Here is a 23,825-nt window from a genome sequence, read left to right as displayed (position 1 = left end):
TCGCTTACTCGGGCATTTGCAAGGCAGAGGCAGAAATGATCACGCCGTTGTTGTCGGCATAGAGATAGTGTCCTGGGTGGAAGGTCACACCAGCGAAAGTGACCGGCACATCGACATCGCCAACCCCACGGCGTGTCGACCGCATCGGATGACTGGCCAACGCCTGGACGCCCACGTCAGTCTGGGCAACCACGTCGACGTCACGAATACAGCCGTAGATCAGCAACCCTTCCCAGCCGTTTTTGGCCGCCTGCTCGGCGAGCATGTCACCCAGCAGCGCACAACGCAGCGAGCCACCACCGTCAACCACCATCACCTTGCCTTTGCCATCCTGGGCCACCAGTTCCTTGACCCGCGAGTTGTCCTCAAAGCACTTGACGGTGACAATCTGGCCGCCGAACGAATCGCGGCCGCCAAAATTACTGAACATCGGTTCCAGCGCAGTGACCTGTTCAGGGTAGGCATCGCACAGGTCGGGGGTGATGTAGTGCATGGGGTAACTCCTGTCAGTGGAACAGCTATGGGCACCTCTAAAAACTACCTGCGTTGCCATCGCTGCGTTAAAAACAGGCTCACAATGCTCATTTACAATCCGTAAACTCCGCTTGCTCGCCTGTTTTTGCCTTACGCTGGCTGCCTCGCCTACGTTTTTAGAGCCACCCTATCAGGATCAGAGCGGCAAGCTGCAGCCCTGACACGACCGTACCCAGCCGGGTGCGGTTGTGCAAGCGCCGCCAACCTTTCAGACCTGCTCTGCGACCACTTCGTGCCCTGCCACAGGCAACGACTCGCCCACCGGTTGGCGTTGCAGCCATTGCAGCGCCTGTGGCCAGACTTGCTCCTGGGCCGCCTGGCTGACAACCATGCGCACGTGATCGAAGTCTTCCGTGAACCCCTGCTCGCGGCTCAGGCACAGAAACTGCCGCTGCGCAGAACCAAAACGCTCCAGCAGCAAACGGCAGGCCCAGGGCGGATCCTGATGATCGCCAGCGGCGGCCACGGCCAGCACCGGTACGCGCACCTCAGCCAGGCCGCTCCACCAGTTATTGTCGCGTTCGCCAAAACGGCCGAACAAGCCGTGCCAGCGCATGCTTTCCAGCGCCACGCCAATTGGCTCGTCCTCCGGGCCACGCTTGAAACGCGAACCGGAAATGTGTTCGAACGGTTTGAGCAGCAGCCTTCCGGACCACTGCACCGGCGGCAGTTTGAGCGGCCAGTAAGTGCGGCTGACCTGGCTGCCGAACAGCGCCACCGAGGCCGCACTGTCCTGATCCAGATACTGCCCGCCAAGGGCCGCCGCCAGGGTCGTCCCGCCCAGCGAATGACCGATCCAGTGCGGTATCTGGCTACTGAGTTCCTTGACGAAGCTGGCGATCGCCGGCAGGTCATAGCGGGCGTAATCCGCGACCCGGTTGTAGCGGTAGCGCTGGTTGCGTACCGACAACCCGTGACCGCGCATTTCCGGAATCCACACATCAAAACCGGCCCGTGCCAGATAAGGCCCAAGACCAATCCCCTTTGGCGAATACCAGAAGCGTCGGTTGGAAAAGCTGCCGTGGAGCAGAATCACCGGCGTGCCCCGCACCTCGGGGCCATCGACCCGCCCCAGCCGGGTCACGACCAGTTCCACACTGGAGTCGGGGCTGTTGCCCGGTTTGAGCCGATAGACGTCCTCGACCAGATCGCCACGACGCTCGGCGCTCATCAGGGCAACCGGAAAAAGAGAGCTGCTGCTTTGCATAATGTTCTTGATCGGTGAGACAAAATGACGGGAAAAGCGATCGTAAAAAAAGGCGGCCTCCGAGAGCACCGCCTTTTCCCAACGAGTCCTGAACCAGATAGACGGCTCAGTGGCTCATCGCATCACATCATCAGGCCTGATCCTGACCTTCCGCGAGGAAGAACCAGGTCTCCAGCACCGAATCAGGGTTGAGCGAAACACTCTCGATGCCCTGCTCCATCAGCCAGCGGGCCAGATCCGGATGGTCCGAAGGACCCTGACCGCAGATGCCGATGTACTTGCCAGCCTTGTTACAGGCCTGGATGGCATTGGACAGCAGCTTCTTGACCGCCGGGTTGCGCTCGTCGAACAGGTGCGCGATGACGCCGGAGTCGCGGTCCAGGCCCAGGGTCAACTGGGTCAGGTCGTTGGAGCCGATCGAGAAACCATCGAAATACTCAAGGAACTCCTCGGCGAGAATGGCGTTGGATGGCAGCTCGCACATCATGATGATGCGCAGACCGTTCTCGCCACGCTTGAGGCCATTGGCCGCCAGCAGCTCGATCACCTGGCTGGCTTCGCCCAGGGTACGGACGAACGGCACCATGATCTCGACGTTGGTCAGGCCCATGTCTTCACGCACGCGCTTGAGGGCACGGCATTCCAGCTCGAAGCAGTCGCGGAAGTTTTCGCTGATGTAACGCGAAGCACCACGGAAGCCCAGCATCGGGTTCTCTTCTTCAGGCTCGTACAGCTTGCCGCCGATCAGGTTGGCGTACTCGTTGGACTTGAAGTCCGACAGGCGCACGATGACCTTTTTCGGGGTAAAGGCGGCGGCCAGGGTGCTGATGCCTTCAACCAGCTTGTCGACGTAGAAGCTCACCGGGTCGCTGTAACCGGCTACCCGCTTGTCGACGCTGTCCTTGATGTCGGCCGGCAGGTCGGCATAGTTGAGCAACGCCTTGGGGTGCACGCCGATCATGCGGTTGATGATGAACTCCAGACGCGCCAGGCCCACACCTTCGTTAGGCAACTGAGCGAAGTCAAAGGCACGGTCGGGGTTACCGACGTTCATCATGATCTTGAACGGCAGCTCAGGCATGGCATCGACCGAGTTGGTCTTGATGTCAAAGCCCAGTTCGCCTTCGAAGATAAAGCCGGTATCGCCCTCGGCGCAGGAAACGGTCACGCCCTGGCCTTCCTTGAGCAGTTGGGTCGCGTTGCCGCAACCGACCACTGCCGGAATACCCAGCTCACGAGCGATGATCGCCGCGTGGCAGGTACGGCCACCACGGTTGGTAACGATGGCGCTGGCGCGCTTCATCACAGGTTCCCAGTCCGGGTCGGTCATGTCGGAAACCAGCACGTCACCGACCTGGACCCGATCCATCTCGGAGACGTCCTTGATGATCCGCACCTTGCCGGCGCCGATGCGCTGGCCAATGGCACGGCCTTCGACCAGCACGTTGCCTTTTTCCTGAAGCAGGTAGCGCTCCATGACGTTGGCGTTGCTGCGGCTCTTCACGGTCTCGGGACGCGCCTGGACGATATACAGCTTGCCGTCGTCACCGTCCTTGGCCCACTCGATGTCCATCGGCGCCTTGTAGTGCTTCTCGATGATCACCGCCTGTTTGGCCAGCTCGGTGACTTCGGCTTCGGTCAGGCAGAAACGGGCACGATCAGCGGCATCGACGTCAACGGTTTTCACCGAACGGCCGGCCTTGGCTTCATCGCCGTAAATCATCTTGATCGCTTTGCTGCCCAGATTGCGGCGCAGCAGCGCAGGCCGACCAGCGGCCAGGGTGTCTTTGTGAACGTAGAACTCGTCGGGGTTGACCGCACCCTGCACCACGGTTTCGCCCAGGCCGTAAGCGCCGGTGATGAACACCACGTCACGGAATCCGGATTCGGTATCGAGGGTGAACATCACCCCGGCAGTGCCGGTTTCCGAGCGGACCATGCGCTGCACGCCCGCCGACAGGGCAACCAGCTTGTGGTCGAAGCCCTGGTGAACACGGTAGGAAATGGCCCGGTCGTTGAACAGCGAGGCAAAAACTTCCTTGGCCGCACGGATCACGTTGTCCACGCCACGGATGTTGAGGAAGGTTTCCTGCTGGCCGGCGAACGAGGCGTCAGGCAAGTCTTCAGCGGTGGCTGAAGAACGCACGGCCACGGCCAGGTTGGGGTTACCGGCCGACAGGGCAGCGAAAGCCTCACGGATTTCAGTGTTCAGGCGCTCGGGGAATTCGGCTTCCATGATCCATTGGCGAATCTGGGCACCAGTTTTGGCCAGGGCATTGACGTCATCGACGTCCAAAGCATCCAGAGCAGCGTGGATCTGATCGTTCAGACCACTCTGCTCAAGGAAATCACGGTAGGCCTGGGCCGTGGTGGCAAAGCCACCAGGTACCGAAACGCCAGCACCGGCGAGGTTGCTGATCATTTCGCCTAGGGATGCGTTCTTGCCTCCCACGTGCTCCACATCATGGACGCCGAGCTTATCGAGGGAAACTACGTACTCTACCAAGGTGATCTCTCCACTAACTGTTATGCGTTGTTCGGAAAAGCTCATATGCCCGGGCGCTTGTGGCCCAAGCCTGGAAAAAGCGAGAATGCGGGCCATCTGGGCCAGCAAACGCGCCTATCATATCCAAGAATCGTCATCAGCTTAAGGCTAACGTCGCAAATGAAACGATCCGCGTTCTTTATCTCCGACGGCACAGGCATCACCGCCGAGACCCTGGGGCAAAGCCTGTTGGCGCAATTTGAAAACACGCCGTTCAACAAGTTCACCCGGCCGTATATCGACAGCGTCGAAAAAGCCCGGGCCATGGTCCTGCAAATCAATCAGGCCGCTGAACGCGACGAAGCGCGGCCGATCATTTTCGACACCATCGTCAACCAGGAAATACGCGAGATCCTGGCCACCTCAAATGGCTTCATGATCGACATCTTCTCGACCTTTCTCGCCCCGCTGGAACAAGAGCTTAGTTCACACTCCTCGTACTCGGTGGGCAAGTCGCACTCCATTGGTCAACACTCCAATTACATGGAACGCATCGAGGCGGTGAACTTCGCGCTCGACAACGACGACGGCGCCCGCACGCATTATTACGACAAAGCCGACATCATTCTGGTGGGCGTGTCGCGCTGCGGCAAAACCCCGACGTGCCTGTACATGGCCATGCAGTTCGGCATCCGCGCAGCCAACTATCCGCTGACCGAAGACGACATGGAACGCCTGCAACTGCCCGCCGCACTGAAGAACCATCGCAACAAGCTGTTCGGCCTGACCATCGACCCTGACCGGCTGACTGCAATCCGCCATGAACGCAAACCCAACAGCCGTTATGCCAGCTACGCCCAGTGCGAGTTTGAAGTGCGCGAAGTCGAGAACCTGTTCCGCCGTGAAAACATCCCGAACCTCAACTCCACGCACTTCTCTGTAGAAGAGATCTCGGCCAAGGTGCTGGTAGAAAAAGGCGTTGAAAGACGCTTCAAGTAAGCAACTGGCGCGACACTATGCCGCAGCCGACGGGTCACTTTGATATTCCTGCCAGGAATGGCGGCATAGAAATTCAGAATTTTATTTATAGGTGACGCTCGCTTAGTGTGGACTCTCAATTCATAAGGAGATGCCCCGTGAGCGACGACCACCTGCTGCTACATGTCGACAGCCATTACACCAGCCCATGGGCCTTGGCCGTTTTCGTGACATTGCGTGAGAAGCACCTGCCCTTCTCGTTGCGCACACTCGACCTGGACCGCGGCGACCATCAGGCGCCAGACTACATAGACCTGTCGCTGACCCGCCGCGTCCCGACCCTGGTGCAGGGCGACTTTGCGCTCTCGGAATCCTCGGCAGTCATTGAGTACCTGGAAGACAGCTTCGCTGAACACCCGGTATTGCCCACCGATCGTCAGTTGCGTGCCAGGGCACGGCAGATTCAGGCCTGGCTGCGCAGTGACCTGCTGCCCATTCGTCAGGAGCGCTCGACCCTGGTGGTGTTCTACGGCCAGAAGGTCGCGGCCCCGTTGTCAGCCAATGCGCAGGCTGCGGCCGACAAGCTGATCAAGGCCGCCCAGAGCCTGCTGGCCGATGGCCGGGAGTATCTGTTCGGAAACTGGTCGATTGTCGACGTGGAATTGGCAGTCACCCTCAACCGCCTGATCCTTAACGGCGACCCGGTGCCTCAGGCGCTGGTGGACTACGCCAAACGCCAGTGGCAGCATCCGGCCGTACAGGAGTGGGTCAACCTGCAGCGGCCCGCGCTGTAGCCGCTGCCAGGTTTTCGCGGCTTAAGCCGCTCCTGCGGGCACCCGCACCCAGCCTTCCATCAACACCCTCGCGCTGCGGCTCATGATGGCCTTGGTCACCTGCCACTGGCCGTCGACCTCGACAGCCTCGGCACCGACCCGCAAGGTGCCGGACGGATGACCAAAACGCACCGCCTGGCGCGGCTGGCCGCCGGCGGCCAGGTTCACCAGGGTGCCGGGCACCGCCGCGGCGGTGCCGATGGCCACCGCCGCAGTGCCCATCATCGCGTGGTGCAGCTTGCCCATCGACACGGCCCGCACCAGCAGGTCGATGTCCTGGGCGCGGACGGTTTTACCACTGGAGGCGCTGTAGTCCGCCGGCGGTGCCACGAAAGCCACCTTGGGGGTGTGCTGGCGCTGCGCCGCTTCGCTGAGCTGACTGATCAGGCCCATGCGCAGCGCGCCTTGGGCACGGATGCTTTCCAGCAACGCCAGAGCCTTGGGGTCAGCGTTGATATCGACCTGCAACTCGGTGCCGCTGTAGCCCAGATCCTGAGCATTGATGAACACCGTGGGAATACCGGCGTTGATCAAGGTGGCGTTAAGACTGCCCAGCCCCGGAATCTGCAACTCGTCCACCCGGTTACCGGTGGGAAACATCGAACCGCCCTCGCCGTCTTCATCGGCGGCCGGATCGAGAAACTCCAGCTGCACCTCAGCCGCCGGGAAGGTTACCCCGTCGAGTTCGAAGTCACCGGTTTCCTGCACCAGGCCTGCGCTGATCGGAATATGGGCAATGATGGTCTTGCCAATATTGGCCTGCCAGATCCGCACGATCGCCACCCCGTCATGGGGGATGCGGCCCGGCTCGACCAGCCCGCGGCTGATCGCGAAGGCCCCCACTGCGGCAGAAAGATTGCCGCAGTTACCGCTCCAGTCGACGAAGGGTTTGTCGATCGCCACCTGACCGAACAGGTAATCGACGTCGTGGCCCTCGCGCTGGCTGCGCGAGAGGATCACCGTCTTGCTGGTGCTGGAGGTCGCCCCACCCATGCCGTCGATCTGTTTTTCATAAGGGTCGGGGCTGCCGATTACCCGCAGCAGCAGCGCGTCGCGGGCCGGCCCTGCCTCCTGCGCCGCTTGCGGCAGGTCATCAAGGACGAAAAACACCCCCTTGCTGGTACCGCCGCGCATGTAGGTGGCGGGAATTCTGAGTTGCGCCGGATGAGCCATCAACAGGTCTCCTGAAATCGTGGCGGACTTGTCCGCGAAACATTACAACCGGGCATCAAGCCACCTCGCCGGCCAGGAAATCCTGGGCAAAACGCTGCAATACCCCGCCCGCCTCGTAGATCGACACTTCTTCTGCAGTATCCAGACGACAGGTCATCGGCACCTTCAGGCGCTCGCCGTTACGCCGGGTAATCACCAGGGTAAGGGTCGCCCGCGGCGTACGCTCACCCACCACGTCGAACACTTCAGAACCGTCGATGCCCAGGGTCAGACGGGTGGTGCCGGGTTTGAACTCCAGCGGCAGTACCCCCATGCCCACCAGATTGGTGCGGTGGATACGCTCGAACCCCTCGGCGGCGATGGCTTCGACGCCAGCCAGGCGCACCCCCTTGGCGGCCCAGTCGCGGGACGAGCCCTGACCATAATCGGCGCCGGCGATGATAATCAGCGGCTGCTTGCGCTGCATGTAGGTTTCGATGGCCTCCCACATGCGGGTGACCTGGCCTTGCGGCTCGATACGCGCCAGCGAGCCTTTCTGGACCTTGCCGTCCACCACCGCCATTTCGTTGACCAGTTGCGGGTTGGCGAACGTTGCCCGCTGCGCGGTCAGGTGATCGCCGCGGTGCGTCGCATAAGAGTTGAAGTCCTCTTCCGGCAAGCCCATTTTCGCCAGATATTCACCCGCCGCGCTGCTGGCCATGATGGCGTTGGACGGCGACAGGTGGTCGGTGGTGATGTTGTCAGGCAACACCGCCAGCGGGCGCATGCCCTTGAGGGTGCGTTCGCCGGCCAGCGCCCCTTCCCAGTACGGCGGGCGACGAATATAGGTGCTCATCGGCCGCCAGTCGTACAACGGCGCGACTGCGGTTTGATCCGCCTCAATGGCGAACATCGGGATGTAGACCTGGCGGAACTGCTCGGGTTTGACCGAGGCGCGCACCACAGCGTCGATTTCCTCGTCGCTGGGCCAGATGTCCTTGAGGCGAATGTCCTTGCCGTCGGCCACCCCCAGCACGTCGTTCTCGATATCGAAACGGATCGTCCCGGCGATGGCATAGGCAACCACCAGCGGCGGCGACGCCAGAAAGGCCTGCTTTGCGTAAGGGTGGATACGCCCGTCAAAGTTGCGATTGCCGGACAACACCGCCGTGGCATACAGGTCACGGTCAATGATTTCCTGCTGGATCTGCGGCTCCAGCGCACCGGACATACCATTGCAAGTGGTGCAGGCAAACGCCACCACGCCAAAACCGAGTTGCTCCAGTTCGGATGTGAGCCCGGCCTCGTCCAGATACAGCGCCACTGTTTTGGAGCCCGGCGCCAGGGAGGATTTGACCCACGGTTTGCGGGTCAGCCCCAGCCGGTTGGCGTTACGCGCCAGCAGCCCGGCCGCGATGACATTGCGCGGGTTGCTGGTATTGGTGCAACTGGTGATCGCGGCGATGATCACCGCGCCATCGGGCATCTGCCCGGGCACTTGCTGCCAGGCACTGGCAATACCCTTGGCGGCCAGATCAGTGGTCGCGACCCGCGCATGAGGGTTGGAGGGGCCGGCCATGCTGCGCACCACACTGGACAAATCGAAGCTCAATACCCGCTCGTACTGCACCTCGGCCAGGCTGTCGGACCACAGGCCGGCAATCTTCGCGTAGTGCTCGACCAGTTGCACTTGCTGTTCTTCACGCCCCGTGAGGCGCAAATAGTCCAGCGTCTGCTGATCGATGGAGAACATCGCAGCGGTGGCGCCATATTCCGGTGCCATATTGGAGATGGTCGCGCGGTCGCCCAGCGTCAGGCTGGAGGCACCGGCGCCGTAAAATTCCAGGTACGCACCGACCACCTTTTGCTGGCGCAGGTATTGGGTCAGGGCCAGCACCACATCGGTGGCAGTAATGCCCGGCTGACGGCTGCCAGTCAGTTCGACACCGATGATGTCCGGCAAGCGCATCCATGACGCACGGCCCAGCATCACATTCTCGGCCTCCAGACCACCGACGCCAATGGCGATCACCCCCAGGGCATCGACGTGCGGCGTGTGGCTGTCGGTGCCGACCAGGGTGTCGGGGAACGCCACACCGTCAAGCACCTGCACCACCGGCGACATTTTCTCCAGATTGATCTGGTGCATGATGCCGTTGCCGGGCGGGATCACCTCGACGTTCTTGAACGCCTTTTTGGTCCAGTCAATGAAGTGGAAGCGATCCTCGTTGCGGCGGTCCTCGATGGCACGGTTCTTTTCGAACGCCTGCGGGTCATAGCCGCCGCATTCCACGGCCAGCGAATGGTCGACGATCAGTTGCACCGGCACCACCGGGTTGACACGCGCCGGGTCACCGCCCTGATCAGCGATCGCATCGCGCAGCCCGGCCAGATCCACCAGTGCGGTCTGGCCGAGAATGTCATGACACACCACCCGCGCCGGGAACCACGGGAAGTCCAGGTCGCGGCGACGCTCGATCAATTGGCTCAATGACGCACGAAGGCTGGCTGGCGCGCAGCGGCGCAGCAGGTTTTCTGCCAGCACCCGCGAGGTGTATGGCAGCCCCGCCCAGGCACCGGGGCTGATGGCCTCCACCGCTTCACGGGCATCGAAATACTCGAGCGCGGTACCAGGCAGAGGTTTGCGGTATTCAAGATTCATGGGGCGCAGACTCGGTCACGGTAGGATTTAAGGGTGGGAGGCTCATGGTTGGCCTCCCTGCCCGTTCAGCGTTGCTCCAGCGCCACGAAAGGCCGCTGCGCGACGCCGGTATATTCCGCGCTGGGGCGGATGATGCGGTTATTGGCCCGTTGTTCGAACACATGCGCGGCCCAGCCAGTCAGCCGCGAGCAGACGAAGATCGGCGTGAACAGCTTGGTCGGGATGCCCATGAAGTGGTACGCCGAGGCATGGTAGAAGTCGGCGTTGGGGAACAGCTTCTTCTCGTCCCACATGACCTTGTCAATGGCCTCGGACACCGGGAACAGCACGGTATCGCCTGCTTGCGCGGCCAGTTGCCGTGACCAGTCCTTGATCACCTCGTTGCGCGGATCCGAATCACGGTAGATCGCATGGCCAAAGCCCATGATCTTTTCTTTACGGGCCAGCATGCCGAGCGTGCCTTCAGTGGCCTCTTCTGCCGAGCCAAAGCGCTGGATCATTTCCATTGCAGCTTCGTTGGCACCGCCATGCAGCGGGCCGCGCAACGTGCCGATCGCAGCCGTGACACAGGAGAACAGGTCCGACAGGGTCGAGGCACACACCCGTGCGGTAAAGGTCGAGGCATTGAATTCGTGCTCGGCGTACAGAATCAACGAGACGTTCATCACTTTGCGATGCAGCTCGCTGGGGCTCTTGCCCGAGAGCAGACGCAGGAAATGGCTGGCCAGGTCCGGCTCATCGCTGCTGCAGTCGATGCGCTGAGCGTCGTGACTGAAGCGATACCAGTAGCACATGATCGCCGGGAAGGCCGCCAGCAGGCGGTCGGTGGCGGCGCGTTGCTGGTCGAAACTCTGCTCCGGCTCAAGGGTACCGAGCATCGACGCGCCCGTGCGCATTACGTCCATCGGATGGGTGCTGGCCGGGATACGCTCAAGCACTTCTTTCAAGGCTTGCGGCAGGTCACGCAGGGTCTTCAGGCGCTGCTGGTAATCGGCCAACTGCGCCTGAGTCGGCAGTTCACCGTCCAGCAGCAGGTAAGCGACCTCCTCGAAACTGGCGCCTGCGGCCAATTCACGTACATCGTAACCACGGTAGGTGAGTCCGGCGCCGGACTGGCCGACGGTGGACAGGGCAGTCTGGCCGGCGACCTGACCACGCAGGCCGGCGCCACTCAATACTTTTGCTTCAGCCATGACATTCTCCGGTTATCTGTTTTTTCTGGGAATGGGCAATCTTTTCGGGTTGTTCACGGTATTGCAGACAATCGCCCGTAGGAGCAGCTTTAGCTGCGAAGGCTTCCCGGCTAAAGCGGATCGCCGCCCGGCCGGTCCTACGGGGGTAATGCCAATCAGTAAAGCAATTATCAAACCTTGCTCGGTCCCGGTGGGAGCGGCCGGCCGGCGCTCCGGTTGCCGGCGAAAGGGCCAGTAAAACCGGCACATCTTCTGTGAATTTACCGCAGCATTCGTCGGCTGAGCCGACTCCCACCGGACCGCGTTGCCCTTAACTGATCCGCATTAGTCCTACGAGGTTAGCGCGAGGCCGCGGCAGCGGGCGATCTCCTAACCCTTCTTCTGGGCAAACAGCGCATCAAGCTTCTGCTCGAAGCGGTGGTAATCGATCGCGTCGTACAGCTCCATGCGGGTTTGCATGGTGTCGATCACGTTCTTCTGCGTGCCGTCGCGGCGGATGGCGTTGAATACGTTTTCTGCGGCCTTGTTCATCGCGCGGAACGCCGACAGCGGATAAAGCACCAGGCCTACGCCCACTTCACGCAACTCGTCAGTGCTGAACAGCGGCGTGGCACCGAATTCGGTGATGTTGGCCAGGATCGGCACGCCGACCCGGCTGGCGAACTGCTGATACATGGAAAGCTCGGTGATCGCCTCCGGGAACACCATGTCGGCCCCGGCTTCAATGCAGGCCGCCGCGCGTTCCAGCGCCGCGTCCAGGCCTTCAACCGCCAGTGCGTCGGTGCGTGCCATGATCACAAAGCCAGGATCGGTACGGGCATCCACTGCGGCCTTGATGCGGTCGACCATCTCCTGCTGGGAGACGATTTCCTTGTTGGGCCGGTGGCCGCAACGCTTGGCGCCGACCTGGTCCTCGATATGAATGCCGGCGGCACCGGCCTTGATCATCGAGCGTACGGTCCGCGCCACATTGAAGGCCGACGAGCCGAAGCCGGTGTCGGCATCCACCAGCAGCGGCAGATCGCAGACATCGGTGATACGCCGCACATCGATCAGCACGTCTTCAAGACCCGAAATCCCCAGATCCGGCAAGCCCAGCGAACCTGCCGCCACCCCGCCACCTGACAGATAAATGGCTTTGAACCCGGCACGCTGGGCCAACAGGGCGTGGTTGGCGTTAATGGTGCCCACCACTTGCAGGGGCTGCTCGCTGGCCACTGCATCGCGCAGGCGCTGGCCGGGACTGGTATGGACGTGACTCATGCTTCACCTCGGTCGGGGGCGGCCTGGTAATGCCGCTCGATATTGCGTCGGGAGGCGCCGATATGGCGGCGCATCAAAAGTTCGGCCAGCTCGCCATCACGGTCGGCGATCGCATCGAGAATGCGATGATGCTCGGCAAAGGCCTGGCGGGGACGATTGGGTGTCGTGGAGAACTGAATGCGGTACATGCGCACCAACTGATACAGCTCGCCGCACAGCATCTGGCTCAGGGTCTGGTTGCCGCTGCCCTGAATGATCCGGTAGTGGAAATCAAAATCGCCCTCCTGCTGGTAGTAGCCCAGCCCGGCCTGGAACGCTGCGTCGTGCTCATGGGTATGCAGCACGTCGCGCAATTGCTGGATCTGCGCCTCGCTCATCCGCTCGGCCGCCAGCCGACAAGCCAACCCTTCCAGCGACTCACGGATCTGGTACAGCTCGATCATCTGCGCATGGGTAAGCGACACTACCCGCGCCCCGACGTGCGGCACCCGCACGACCAGCCGCTGGCCTTCGAGCCGGTGAATCGCCTCACGCAGCGGACCACGACTGATGCCGTAGGTGCGCGCCAGTTCCGGTTCAGAGATTTTGCTGCCAGGGGCAATTTCGCCGCTGATAATAGCGGCCTGGATACGCCGGAACACATTCTCGGAAAGTGTTTCAGTTTCTTGCCCGGCAGGTACGCCGGCTGGCGGCAACGGCTCAACCACATCCAGCATATTGTCGACACCTTTGATTTCACATACCTGACAATCTAGCCACTGACAGAAAATACGTCAAAGCAAATCCATGGATTGTCGACAATCGTCTAATACCGGACGAAACAATGATAGCTGGCAGTTGGCTGGCGTCATAAAGGCTTCATGTTAGAATGCCCGGCGTTTTTTGCCCCTCTTTACATGACCTGCGAACCCATAGCCCCGCTGCGGGTCTGAGGCTGTCACCGTTTTTCTCCGATGTACCAGGACCCAATGACCCGCTTTTTTCTGTTCTGCCTGCTGATACTGCCCCTACCCGCACTCGCTGCCGACCGATCGGTCTACGGCCTGAACGAATACGCCCGGCTGCCGGAAATCGACCTTGATGTGCCCGCCAAGCTCGACACCGGTGCTGTCACCGCCTCACTGAGCGCCCGTGACATCTCGTATTTCACCCGTGACGGGCAACGCTGGGTGCGCTTCTACCTGGCCATCGACAAGGCTCATGCCCACCCCATCGAGAAACCGCTGCTGCGGGTCGGCCAGATCAAGCGCCGCGCCGATGATATGGGCGCCAATAAAGAACAGCAGTACAGCGCCAGGCCGGTGATCAGCCTGGACGTCTGCCTGGGTGAAGATTTACGTCACCTGGAAGTGAACTTGACCGACCGCCGCGCTTTCCAATACCCGCTTTTGATTGGCGCCGACGCGCTCAAACGCTTCAACGCGATGGTCGACCCCAGCTTGAAATACGCCGCCGGCAAACCTGCCTGTGCCGCCAAAATCGCTCAACACGCAGAGTAATCCCATGCGCGCTCTTACCCTTCACCTGAAAATCCTGATCGGCGTCCTGGTCACCTTGGGCCTGGCGATCACGGCCTGGCAGGTATTGGTGCTCGGCATCCCGATGACCGAAGACGAAACCGACGACCTGTGGAATATCGACGCCAAGATCGAATTCCTCGCCAACGCCAAAGAGTCGGTCAAAGTGCAGATGTTCGTTCCGCCGCTGAACCAGGACTACATCAGCCTCAACGAGAGCTTCATCGCCAATAACTATGGGGTCAGCGTCAATCGCGTCGACGGCAACCGCAAGGCCACCTGGTCATCGCGCCGCGCCAACGGTAACCAGACCCTGTACTACCGGCTGGTGCTGACCAAACGCTACAGCGCTGACAAACCCAAGCCCAAAGGCCCGATTTTCCGCGACAGCCTGCCGGTAGAAGGGGCCGAGAAGATCGCCGCCGACGCCCTGCTGGCCCCCATACGCCAGCACTCGGCGGATGTCGAAACCTTCGTCAGCGAGGCGATCAAGCGGGTCAACAACAGCAACGACGATAACGCCAAGTTGCTGCTCGGAGGCGATCCGTCGCCGGCCCGCAAGGCCCAGGTGGTCGACCTGCTGCTGTCGATCGCGCATGTGCCAATGGAGAAGGTACACACCATTCGCCTCGAAGCAGGCACCCCGCAGACTCCGGAACTGTGGCTGCGCAGCTTCAACGGCAAGGATTGGCTGTATTTCAACCCATTGACCGGTGAGTCCGGCCTGCCGGGCGATCGCCTGCTGTGGTGGACTGGCGACGAGCCGCTGGTCAGCGTGGATGGCGCCCGCAAGGCCACGGTGAGCTTCACCCTGAGCAACAGCGAGATGAACGCCATCCGCCTGGCCCAGCTCACCGATGAAAACACCGACGCCGACTTTCTTTCCTACTCGCTGTACGGCCTGCCGCTACAAACCCAGCAGAGCTTCATGATCATGGTCATGATTCCCATCGGCGTGCTGGTGATTCTGGTGCTGCGCAACCTGATCGGCCTGCAGACCCTGGGCACCTTCACACCGGTCCTGATCGCCCTGGCCTTTCGCGAGACCCAGCTGGACTTCGGCATCCTGCTGTTTACCGTGATCACCGCGCTGGGCCTGTCACTGCGCTCTTACCTTGAGCATCTCAAGCTACAGATGCTGCCGCGCCTGTCGGTGGTGCTGACCTTCGTGGTGGTACTGATCGCGGTCATCAGCGTGTTCAGTCACAAGCTGGGCATCGAACGCGGCCTGTCGGTATCGCTGTTCCCGATGGTGATCCTGACCATGACCATCGAACGGCTGTCGATCACCTGGGAAGAGCGCGGCGCCAGCCATGCCATGAAAGTCGGGGTGGGCACCCTGTTCGCCGCCTCGCTGGCCTACCTGATCATGACCGTGCCGGAGCTGACCTACTTTGTGTTCACCTTCCCGGCCATCCTGCTGGTGCTGGTCGGCTTCATGCTTGCCATGGGTCGCTACCGCGGTTATCGCCTGACCGAGCTGGTTCGTTTTCGCGCCTTCCTCAAAGAGGAAGACGCCAAATGATTGGCTGGTGGAAGACCTGGAAGGAACTGCAAGCGCGCGGCATCATGGGCATCAACCGGCGTAACGCCGACTACGTGCTCAAGTACAACAAGCGCAGCCTGTACCCGATTGTCGATGACAAGATCATCACCAAGGAGCGCGCCATCAGCGCCGGCATTCATGTGCCGCAGATGTACGGCGTGATCTCCACCGAGAAGGAAATCGACCGTCTGGACGAGATCATCGGTGGCCATGATGATTTCGTCATCAAGCCGGCCCAAGGTGCCGGTGGCGACGGCATCATGGTCATCGCCGACCGTTTCGAGGACAGCTTTCGCAGTGTCTCCGGGCGACTGGTCAGCCGTTCGGAGATCGAGCACCAGATTTCCAGCATCCTCACCGGCCTGTATTCGCTGGGCGGCCATCGCGACCGGGCGCTGATCGAATACCGGGTAATTCCCGACACCATCTTCAAGAGCATCAGCTATGAAGGTGTGCCCGACATTCGCATCATCGTGCTGATGGGCTATCCGGTGATGGCCATGCTGCGCCTGCCGACCCGTCAGTCCGGCGGCAAGGCCAACCTGCACCAGGGCGCCATCGGCGTGGGCGTCGACCTGGCCACCGGCATCACCCTCAAAGGCACCTGGCTGAACCGCATCATCAGCAAACACCCCGACACCGCCAATGCGGTGGATGGGGTGCAACTGCCCTACTGGGACGGGTTCATGAAGCTGGCGGCCGAATGTTACGAGCTGTGCGGCCTGGGCTATATCGGCGTCGACATGGTGCTGGACCAGGAAAAAGGCCCGTTGATTCTCGAACTCAATGCTCGCCCCGGCCTGAACATCCAGATTGCCAATGACTGCGGCCTGACCCTGCGCACCCATGCCATTGAAGCGCATCTGGAAAAGCTGGCGCTCAACGATGAACAACAAACCCCGGAGCAACGGGTAAGGTTCGTTCAGCAGCTGTTTGGCCACGTGCCCGCCTGACCCGCATACTTCGCACGCCAGCCAGACAACGACAGGGGTCTGTCCTGATAGGGCGTCGGTGATTACAATCAGCGCCTTTCCGTCGTTGATCGTAGTCACGCATGCCAACCTGCACGCTGCACCCTTTGCCGTACTCCCCTGATCCGGGTGTCTATTTCGCCAGGATTCGCCAGGCGCCCGGCGCCGTGTTGCTCGACAGTGGTCGGCCGACGGCGCAGCGCGGCCGCTTTGACCTGTGCAGCGCCTGGCCATTGGAAACCTTGCAATGCCAACAGCAGGAAACCGGCGCGGCCTTCCTGCAACGCCTGCGCCTGGCATTGACCCGACTTGGCAGCGCCAATCTGCCGACAGGCTGCGAACTGCCTTTCGCAGGCGGCTTGATGGGCTACCTGGGCTATGACTTCGGCCGTCGCCTGGAAACCCTGCCGGGCCAGTCGGTGGACGATCTGCAACTGGCAGACGCCCAATTAGGGCTGTATGCCTGGGCACTGATCAGCGACCATCAGGCCGCTACCAGCCAACTGATGTTTCATCCCGCCCTGGCCAGCACCGAGCGCCAGCGGCTGATTGAGCTATTCAGCCAACCGGGCGATAGCCGTGTCGACACCTTCCGGCTGCACAGCCCGTTTGCCGCCAACCTCAGCGCCGACCAGTACCGCGCAGCGTTCACCCGCCTGCAGCACTACATTCAGGCAGGCGACTGCTATCAGGTCAACCTGACCCAACGCTTCCAGGCCACCTGCTCAGGTGATCCGTGGGCGGCCTATACCGCTCTACGCGAAGCCTGCCCGACGCCCTTCTCGGGCTATATGCCGTTAGCCGAAGGTGCTGCGCTGCTGAGCGTATCGCCGGAGCGCTTCGTCCAGGTGCACCAGGGCCAGGTTGAAACCCGCCCCATCAAAGGCACCCGGCCACGCAGCCTGGACGCTGCCGAAGACCGGCGGCTGGCCGATGAGTTGCTGGCCAGCCCGAAGGATCGTGCAGAAAACCTGATGATCGTCGACCTGCTGCGCAACGACATGGGCCGCAACTGCCGGACCGGCTCGGTGCGGGTGCCGGAGCTGTTCAGCATCGAAAGCTACCCCAACGTGCACCACCTGGTCAGCAGCATCACCGGCGAACTGGCCGCCGACCGTGACGCCCTGGACTTGCTCGGCGGCAGCTTTCCCGGCGGTTCCATCACCGGCGCCCCCAAGATCCGGGCCATGCAGATCATCGATGAACTCGAACCACAGCGCCGCGCGCTGTACTGCGGCTCGCTGCTGTATCTGGACGTGCGCGGCGAAATGGACAGCTCGATTGCCATCCGCAGCCTGCTGGTCAAGGATGGCAAGGTGTCCTGCTGGGCCGGCGGCGGCATCGTTTCCGACTCGGAATGTGAAGCGGAATATCAGGAATGCTTCACCAAAGTCGGTGTGCTACTGCGTACCCTGGAGAGCCTGTAGGAGCCGCTTCAGCGGCGAAAGCTTGCGCCACTGAAGAAGCCCGGCGATGCCCGCCCTACAGGCTCAACTCACGATTCGACGCCTTGATGAACTCTTTCTTCAAGTCCTCAAAGCTATGCACCGCCGGGAACTGCGGGAATTCGCGAATCACGTTGTCCGGCGCATGGAACAGAATTCCGGCGTCGGCTTCCCCTAACATGGTGGTGTCGTTGTACGAATCGCCGGCCGCGATCACTCGGTAGTACAGGCTCTTGAAGGCCAGTACCGACTGGCGCTTGGGGTCTTTCTGGCGCAATTGATAGCTGATCACCCGATCCGTCTCGTCAGTGATCAGGCGATGGCACAGCAGGGTCGGGAAGCCCAGTTGACGCATCAGCGGCTGCGAGAACTCGTAGAAGGTATCCGAGAGGATAACCACCTGAAAGCGCTCGCGCAGCCAGTCGACGAACTCCACGGCGCCGTCGAGCGGCTTGAGGGTGCCGATCACTGCCTGAATATCGGACAGCTTCAGGCCATGCTCGTCAAGAATGCGCAGGCGCTGCTTCATCAGCACGTCATAGTCGGGAATGTCCCGGGTGGTTGCCCGCAGGGCTTCGATACCGGTTTTTTCGGCAAAGGCGATCCAGATTTCCGGAACCAGCACACCTTCCAGGTCGAGACAGGCAATTTCCACAGAACACTCCTTGAATGGATCTTGAGAGAAGCGGCACTTTAGAGGCTAATGTCGCCACAGCGCAAGCTGACGTCGCATCCGGAAAAAACCTCGCCACTGTGAGGCTCCACGCAGGGCGACGCGCTCACACTCAGACAGTTTTTGTTACCATGGCCGCCACCACGAGCGCTTAAGCGCCACCTCAGTACTAGGAACACACCTGATGAGCCAACCATTCGACGTTGCCGAACTGGCTGCGGCGTACGCCAACAAATCCCCCCAGGACATCCTCAAACTGGCCTTTACTCACTTCGGCGATGAACTGTGGATCTCGTTCAGCGGTGCCGAAGACGTGGTGCTGGTGGACATGGCCTGGAAGATCAACAAGAACGTCAAGGTCTTCAGCCTCGACACCGGCCGCCTGCATCCGGAAACCTACCGCTTCATCGACAAGGTGCGCGAGACCTACGCCATCGACATCGATATCGTTTCGCCGGATCACAGCAAGCTTGAGCCTTTCGTACGCGAAAAGGGCCTGTTCAGCTTCTACAAGGATGGCCACGGTGAATGCTGCGGTGTGCGCAAGATCGAACCGCTGCGCCGCAAGCTGAGCACAGTGAAAGCCTGGGCCACCGGCCAGCGCCGCGATCAGAGCCCTGGCACCCGCAGCCAGGTTGCCGCCCTGGAAATCGACGGCGCGTTCTCGACCCCAGAGCGCCCACTGTACAAGTTCAACCCGCTGGCACAGATGAGCAGTGAAGAAGTGTGGGGCTATATCCGCATGCTGGAACTGCCCTACAACAGCCTGCACGAACGCGGCTTCATCAGCATCGGCTGCGAACCCTGCACCCGCCCGGTGCTGCCGAATCAGCACGAGCGCGAAGGCCGCTGGTGGTGGGAAGAGTCGACCCAGAAAGAATGCGGGCTGCACGCTGGCAATTTGATCAGCAAGGCTTGAGCAAGCTGGCGTAGGAGCGACCTTGGTCGCGAAGATTGGCCAGACGCCGCAAATGCGGAGGCTGTATCGGCTCTTTCGCGACCGAGGTCGCTCCTGCAGTTGTTCACTTTGGTATTTGTCAGTGAACAGGCAATTCCACGCCGGCGAACAGCTCTTCAAGCTCTTGCTTGTTATGGCAATGAATGGCCTTGGCCATCATTTCACGGGTCAGGTGCGGGGCGAATTTTTCGATAAAGTCGCACATGAAGCCGCGCAGGAAGGTACCGCGACGGAAGGCGATCTTGGTCACGCTCGATTCGAACAGATGGCTGGCATCCAGCGCCACCAGATCCTTGTCCAGTTCTTCATCGACCGCCATGTGCGCGACGATCCCCACCCCCAGGTTCAGCCGTACATAGGTTTTGATGACGTCGGCGTCAGCCGCAGTGAACACAACCTTGGGCACCAGGCCACGATTGCTGAATGCTTCGTCGAGCTTTGAACGGCCAGTGAAGCCGAACACGTAGGTCACGATCGGGTACTCGGCAAGCAATTCCAGGGTCAGTTTCGGCGCCTTGGTCAGCGGATGCCCCTGCGGCACGACCACACAACGGTTCCAGCGATAGCACGGCATCATGATCAGATCACCGAACTGCTCCAGCGCTTCGGTGGCAATCGCAAAGTCCACCGTACCATCAGAAGCCATCTCGGCGATCTGTGTCGGTGACCCCTGGTGCATGTGCAAGGCCACATCCGGATACTGCTTGATGAAACTGCCAATGATCGGCGGCAAGGCATAGCGCGCCTGGGTATGGGTCGTGGCAATCGAGAGGGTGCCTTTCTTCTCGTTGGAGAATTCCTGGGCAATCTGTTTGATGCTCTCGACCTTGCGCAGAATCTCGCCTGCGGTCGTGATGATCCGCTCGCCAGCCGGGGTGACCCGGGTCAGGTGCTTGCCGCTGCGGGCAAAGACTTCCACGCCCAGCTCGTCTTCGAGCAGGCGAATCTGTTTACTGATTCCCGGCTGGGAGGTGTACAGGCTCTGGGCCGTCGCGGAAACGTTGAGGTCGTGGTGCGCCACTTCCCAGATATAGCGCAGTTGTTGAAGCTTCATAGGTATCCCTCAAGCAGATGGGCATCAGCGACGGTATATAACTGTATTAATGGTCTGAGTTAGAAAGCTAGAACTTTTTATCACCTTTACGCCGTAATGGCACGCGCGATTTCACTCAGGCCATCAATTTTTTCATCACTGCCTGCTCTGCATCATGGGCACCATGTAAACCGGTACAACCGAATACTGCAAAACCCGGGCAACGGTACGCCCGATCGGCGCGCCCTCCCCGACCATTCGGCTGTGACTGCCGATGACCAGCAGGTCAACAGCCAGTTCACGTGCCTGTTCGAGAATCACATCGCAAGGATCGCCCTGCACGACTCGCACCGTGCGGATGAAGGACAGGTCCTGATGCCCTTCGCCCAGCTCTTCACGAAACCCGTCGAGCATCCGTTGCTCTATGCCTTCCATGAATGTACTCACGCCTTTGCCGTGCAACTGCCGGAGTGCTTCATCACCCAGATAGCTCTGTAGCACCGACTCGGCGAACAGCCCCAGCGGCTCGACAACATGGATGACGTGCAGCCGCGCATTGAAGGTTCGAGCCAGTGCCAACGCATGTTGCGTCACGTAAGGCGCGTACAGACCGAGATCTGTGGCATACAGCATCGAACGAATCATACGACCTCCTGAACTGCCAGAAATGGCGGAGATTGATTGAGCTTAGCAGCGCCCTACCAATGCGGCGGCGAACCTGGCACCGGTCCGCCATGCCCGTATCAGCTTATGCCAGGGCGGCTGGCACATCCGCCCGTTGACGACGATCGATGAATGTCAGCGCCTGATACAGCATGCGCACCTGTGGCATGTCGAATCCGGCGGCACGGGCGGCGTTCAGCGGTGCTTCGTAAATGGCCTGTAGCTCCAGCGGGCGCCGCTCACGGTAATCGAGGTACATGCTCGGCCAGTAGTCGGGCATTTTTTCGGTAAAGCTGAACAGGGTCTGGGCATACTGCTCCGGCAGCATATGGCCACAGGCAGCAGCGCCCTGAATCACTTCATTCATCAGGCTGACAATCAGCTCGCGAACAGCCGGGTCATTCATCAGTGCCCCGGTGCCCGCCTGCAGCACCACCGACAACCCGTTATAAGGCACGTTCCAGACCAGCTTCTGCCAGCGCGCCTGCTGCAGATCTGCCATGGCCTGGCTGTCCACCCCGGCAGCGCGCAGTAATGCTGCGCCCTCCTCGACCACCGCCTGACGCTGCGCCGACTCGCTTGCCGGACCACTGTGATAGCCCAGATTGACCGCACCACCGGACTGATGCACGACGACCCCGGGCGCCTGGCGGTACACCGCGATGAAACACAGCCCGCCAAGAATATGCAGGGTCTCGGGCAGCAAGGCACGTAACTGGTCTTCGACACCGAGACCGTTCTGCAACAGCACAATCCGCGCGCCAGGCGCGGCGGCCTGGGCGATCAACGGAGCCAGGTCAGCGTTAGAGGTCGACTTGGCGCCGACCAGCAACCAGTCACAAGGCGGCATGTCGGCAGCGCTGCGATGGGCATTGACCGGTGCAAGCAGCAAGCGGCCGTGTACCTGGCTGTCGACCCGCAACCCCTGCCGGCACACGGCAGCGAATTCGCTACGCAGTAAAAAATGCACGTCGAAGCCGGCGCGCGCCAGCATCAAGCCATAAAAACCGCCGATCGCACCGGTACCGATGATGCCGATGCGCGGGCGTTGAGTCGTTAAGGTCATTGGCACAGATCCTTGTTGGCAGGCTCAGGGCAGCTCGTCAGGCTGCTGGGCGAAGGCCTTCTCAAGCGCCTGAGTGAGCATTACCCGGTTCAGGGAGGAACGTATCGCACCATAAAACTGGCCGTCACACACCACAAACAAGGCCGGCAAATGAAACACTTCATAACGCGCCACCGCACCGCCGTTACGTTCAGCGTCGATCCAGCACAACCGTTCAAGCGGCAAGCTCATGTGTGGCAGTTGCTCGTAAGCCCACCGGCAACTGGCACAGCCTTGTCCGGTGAACAGCAACAGTGAGCGGCCTGGCAAATCCAATAGCTGACGGTCAATATCAAGGTCAGTGAGCTGCAATTGCTCCACGCGGTACGCTCCAGAACGACAAGGCATGAGTTTATCGAGATTTGCGTCACTGTTCATATGCCGCTCATGGGCGGCGCAGATTGGCCAGCGCACGGTAACGCCAGCTTGTAGAAACACGCGCTAACGCGATAAGGTTCGGCACCCGCAACGCTCAATATGCTGGGACCGCCCGCCGGCGGCCAGCCACCGTGACCAGATGAGTAAACCGATGGCCGATTTACCGATTGACGACCTTAACGTCGCTTCCAACGAGACACTGATCACCCCGGATCAGCTCAAGCGCGAGATTCCCCTGACTGCTGCGGCGCTCAAGACCGTAAGCGAAGGCCGTGAGGTGATCCGCAACATTCTCGATGGCAAGGATCATCGCCTGTTCATCGTGATCGGCCCCTGCTCGATCCACGATCTGAAGGCAGCCAAAGAATACGCCGAGCGCCTCAAGGCGCTGTCCGCTGAAGTGTCGGACACGCTCTATCTGGTCATGCGCGTGTATTTCGAAAAGCCACGCACCACGGTGGGCTGGAAAGGCCTGATCAACGACCCGTACCTGGACGACTCGTTCAAGATCCAGGACGGCCTGCACATTGGTCGGCAACTGCTGCTGGATCTGGCCGAGATGGGCCTGCCTACCGCCACCGAGGCGCTGGACCCGATCTCGCCGCAGTACCTGCAGGACCTGATCAGCTGGTCGGCGATCGGCGCCCGCACCACCGAATCGCAGACCCACCGGGAAATGGCCTCGGGCCTGTCTTCGGCAGTGGGTTTCAAGAACGGCACCGATGGCGGCCTGACCGTAGCGATCAACGCCCTGCAGTCGGTTTCCAAGCCGCACCGCTTCCTGGGCATCAACCAGGAAGGCGGCGTGTCCATCGTCACGACCAAAGGCAATGCCTATGGCCACGTGGTGTTGCGTGGCGGCAACGGCAAGCCCAACTATGATTCGGTCAGCGTCGCACTGTGCGAGCAAGACCTCAGCAAGGCCAAGATCCGCCCGAACATCATGGTCGATTGCAGCCACGCCAACTCCAACAAGGACCCGGGCCTGCAGCCACTGGTCATGGAGAACGTGGCCAACCAGATTCTCGAAGGCAACCAGTCGATTATCGGTTTGATGGTTGAAAGCCACCTTAACTGGGGTTGCCAGTCGATTCCGAAAGACCTGGCAGAGCTGCAATACGGCGTATCGATCACCGACGCCTGCATTGACTGGTCGGCGACTGAAAAGACCCTGCGCAGCATGCATGCCAAGCTCAAGGACGTATTGCCCGCGCGTAACCGCGGCTGAG

The 23,825-nt window shown here is 60.9% G+C and carries 21 protein-coding genes; 8 read left to right on the top strand and 13 right to left on the bottom strand.

Going from position 1 to position 23,825, the window contains the following annotated elements; all coding sequences use genetic code 11:
• Positions 1-4: 4 nt before the first annotated feature.
• From rraA to ppsA, 3 genes are all read right to left on the bottom strand, one after another.
• Positions 5-493, bottom strand: coding sequence for a ribonuclease E activity regulator RraA (gene rraA, locus NJC38_RS25830; RefSeq protein WP_253117761.1), 489 nt, complete (start codon positions 491-493; stop codon positions 5-7).
• Between the two features lie 249 nt (positions 494-742).
• Positions 743-1,741 (bottom strand): alpha/beta fold hydrolase, encoded by a 999-nt coding sequence (locus NJC38_RS25825; protein WP_253117759.1) that lies wholly within the window; start codon positions 1,739-1,741, stop codon positions 743-745.
• Positions 1,742-1,871: 130 nt separating this feature from the next.
• Positions 1,872-4,247 (bottom strand): phosphoenolpyruvate synthase, encoded by a 2,376-nt coding sequence (gene ppsA, locus NJC38_RS25820; protein ID WP_253117758.1) that lies wholly within the window; start codon positions 4,245-4,247, stop codon positions 1,872-1,874.
• A 159-nt stretch (positions 4,248-4,406) separates the two neighbouring features.
• Here ppsA and NJC38_RS25815 point away from each other — a divergent pair, with 159 nt between their 5' ends.
• Both NJC38_RS25815 and yfcF read left to right on the top strand, forming a co-directional pair.
• The gene (locus NJC38_RS25815) at positions 4,407-5,225 is read left to right on the top strand and encodes a pyruvate, water dikinase regulatory protein (protein WP_045491931.1); all 819 of its coding nucleotides are present in this window, start codon (positions 4,407-4,409) and stop codon (positions 5,223-5,225) included.
• A gap of 137 nt (positions 5,226-5,362) precedes the next feature.
• Positions 5,363-5,998 carry a glutathione transferase gene (gene yfcF, locus NJC38_RS25810; RefSeq protein ID WP_253117757.1) on the top strand — a complete coding sequence of 212 codons (636 nt, stop codon included), beginning with the start codon at positions 5,363-5,365 and terminating at the stop codon, positions 5,996-5,998.
• A gap of 21 nt (positions 5,999-6,019) precedes the next feature.
• On the opposite strand, the gene prpF is transcribed toward yfcF, so the two are convergent.
• From prpF to NJC38_RS25785, 5 genes are all read right to left on the bottom strand, one after another.
• Positions 6,020-7,210: a 2-methylaconitate cis-trans isomerase PrpF gene (gene prpF / locus NJC38_RS25805; RefSeq protein ID WP_253117755.1), complete on the bottom strand. Its 1,191-nt coding sequence runs from the start codon at positions 7,208-7,210 to the stop codon at positions 6,020-6,022.
• A 55-nt stretch (positions 7,211-7,265) separates the two neighbouring features.
• Complete coding sequence (acnD, locus tag NJC38_RS25800; RefSeq protein ID WP_253117754.1) at positions 7,266-9,851, bottom strand: Fe/S-dependent 2-methylisocitrate dehydratase AcnD; 2,586 nt, start codon at positions 9,849-9,851, stop codon at positions 7,266-7,268.
• 65 nt (positions 9,852-9,916) lie between these two features.
• A complete protein-coding gene (gene prpC / locus NJC38_RS25795) occupies positions 9,917-11,044 on the bottom strand; it encodes a 2-methylcitrate synthase (protein WP_253117751.1) in 1,128 nt (375 codons plus the stop codon).
• Between the two features lie 369 nt (positions 11,045-11,413).
• Positions 11,414-12,307: a methylisocitrate lyase gene (gene prpB, locus NJC38_RS25790; protein WP_253117749.1), complete on the bottom strand. Its 894-nt coding sequence runs from the start codon at positions 12,305-12,307 to the stop codon at positions 11,414-11,416.
• Positions 12,304-13,023, bottom strand: coding sequence for a GntR family transcriptional regulator (locus NJC38_RS25785; RefSeq protein ID WP_253117748.1), 720 nt, complete (start codon positions 13,021-13,023; stop codon positions 12,304-12,306). Before NJC38_RS25785 ends, prpB begins: the two co-directional genes overlap by 4 nt.
• 252 nt (positions 13,024-13,275) lie before the next feature.
• Here NJC38_RS25785 and NJC38_RS25780 point away from each other — a divergent pair, with 252 nt between their 5' ends.
• The 4 genes from NJC38_RS25780 to pabB all read left to right on the top strand — a co-directional run bounded on the left by NJC38_RS25780 (position 13,276) and on the right by pabB (position 17,768).
• On the top strand, positions 13,276-13,806 hold the full coding sequence (locus NJC38_RS25780; protein ID WP_144403325.1) for an ATP-dependent zinc protease: 531 nt from the start codon (positions 13,276-13,278) through the stop codon (positions 13,804-13,806).
• Between the two features lie 4 nt (positions 13,807-13,810).
• Positions 13,811-15,349, top strand: a complete 1,539-nt coding sequence (locus tag NJC38_RS25775; protein WP_253117746.1) for an inactive transglutaminase family protein — start codon at positions 13,811-13,813, stop codon at positions 15,347-15,349.
• Entirely contained in the window at positions 15,349-16,323 is a 975-nt protein-coding gene (locus NJC38_RS25770) for an alpha-L-glutamate ligase-like protein (protein ID WP_162484360.1), read from the top strand. Before NJC38_RS25775 ends, NJC38_RS25770 begins: the two co-directional genes overlap by 1 nt.
• A 101-nt stretch (positions 16,324-16,424) precedes the next feature.
• Positions 16,425-17,768: an aminodeoxychorismate synthase component I gene (gene pabB, locus NJC38_RS25765; RefSeq protein ID WP_253117744.1), complete on the top strand. Its 1,344-nt coding sequence runs from the start codon at positions 16,425-16,427 to the stop codon at positions 17,766-17,768.
• A gap of 55 nt (positions 17,769-17,823) precedes the next feature.
• Here pabB and thrH read toward each other — a convergent pair whose 3' ends face one another.
• Entirely contained in the window at positions 17,824-18,441 is a 618-nt protein-coding gene (thrH, locus tag NJC38_RS25760; protein ID WP_045491954.1) for a bifunctional phosphoserine phosphatase/homoserine phosphotransferase ThrH, read from the bottom strand.
• A 202-nt stretch (positions 18,442-18,643) separates the two neighbouring features.
• Here thrH and NJC38_RS25755 point away from each other — a divergent pair, with 202 nt between their 5' ends.
• The gene (locus tag NJC38_RS25755) at positions 18,644-19,378 is read left to right on the top strand and encodes a phosphoadenylyl-sulfate reductase (protein WP_253117743.1); all 735 of its coding nucleotides are present in this window, start codon (positions 18,644-18,646) and stop codon (positions 19,376-19,378) included.
• Between the two features lie 118 nt (positions 19,379-19,496).
• Here NJC38_RS25755 and cysB read toward each other — a convergent pair whose 3' ends face one another.
• The 4 genes from cysB to NJC38_RS25735 form a co-directional block, all read right to left on the bottom strand.
• Positions 19,497-20,471, bottom strand: coding sequence for an HTH-type transcriptional regulator CysB (gene cysB, locus NJC38_RS25750; RefSeq protein ID WP_045491959.1), 975 nt, complete (start codon positions 20,469-20,471; stop codon positions 19,497-19,499).
• Between the two features lie 135 nt (positions 20,472-20,606).
• A complete protein-coding gene (locus NJC38_RS25745) occupies positions 20,607-21,095 on the bottom strand; it encodes a universal stress protein (protein ID WP_253117741.1) in 489 nt (162 codons plus the stop codon).
• A 103-nt stretch (positions 21,096-21,198) separates the two neighbouring features.
• A complete protein-coding gene (locus tag NJC38_RS25740) occupies positions 21,199-22,179 on the bottom strand; it encodes a putative 2-dehydropantoate 2-reductase (RefSeq protein WP_253117739.1) in 981 nt (326 codons plus the stop codon).
• A 24-nt stretch (positions 22,180-22,203) separates the two neighbouring features.
• The gene (locus NJC38_RS25735) at positions 22,204-22,566 is read right to left on the bottom strand and encodes a thioredoxin (protein WP_144403405.1); all 363 of its coding nucleotides are present in this window, start codon (positions 22,564-22,566) and stop codon (positions 22,204-22,206) included.
• Positions 22,567-22,747: 181 nt separating this feature from the next.
• On the opposite strand from NJC38_RS25735, the gene NJC38_RS25730 reads away from it, so the two are divergent.
• Complete coding sequence (locus NJC38_RS25730) at positions 22,748-23,824, top strand: 3-deoxy-7-phosphoheptulonate synthase (RefSeq protein WP_253117738.1); 1,077 nt, start codon at positions 22,748-22,750, stop codon at positions 23,822-23,824.
• The last annotated feature ends 1 nt before the right edge of the window (position 23,825 follow it).

The sequence above is a fragment of the Pseudomonas sp. 21LCFQ010 genome (assembly GCF_024129905.1).
Classification (GTDB): Bacteria; Pseudomonadota; Gammaproteobacteria; order Pseudomonadales; family Pseudomonadaceae; genus Aquipseudomonas.
The sequence above is the reverse complement of the archived record's forward strand: the minus strand, read 5'-3'. Positions and strand labels throughout refer to the sequence as shown.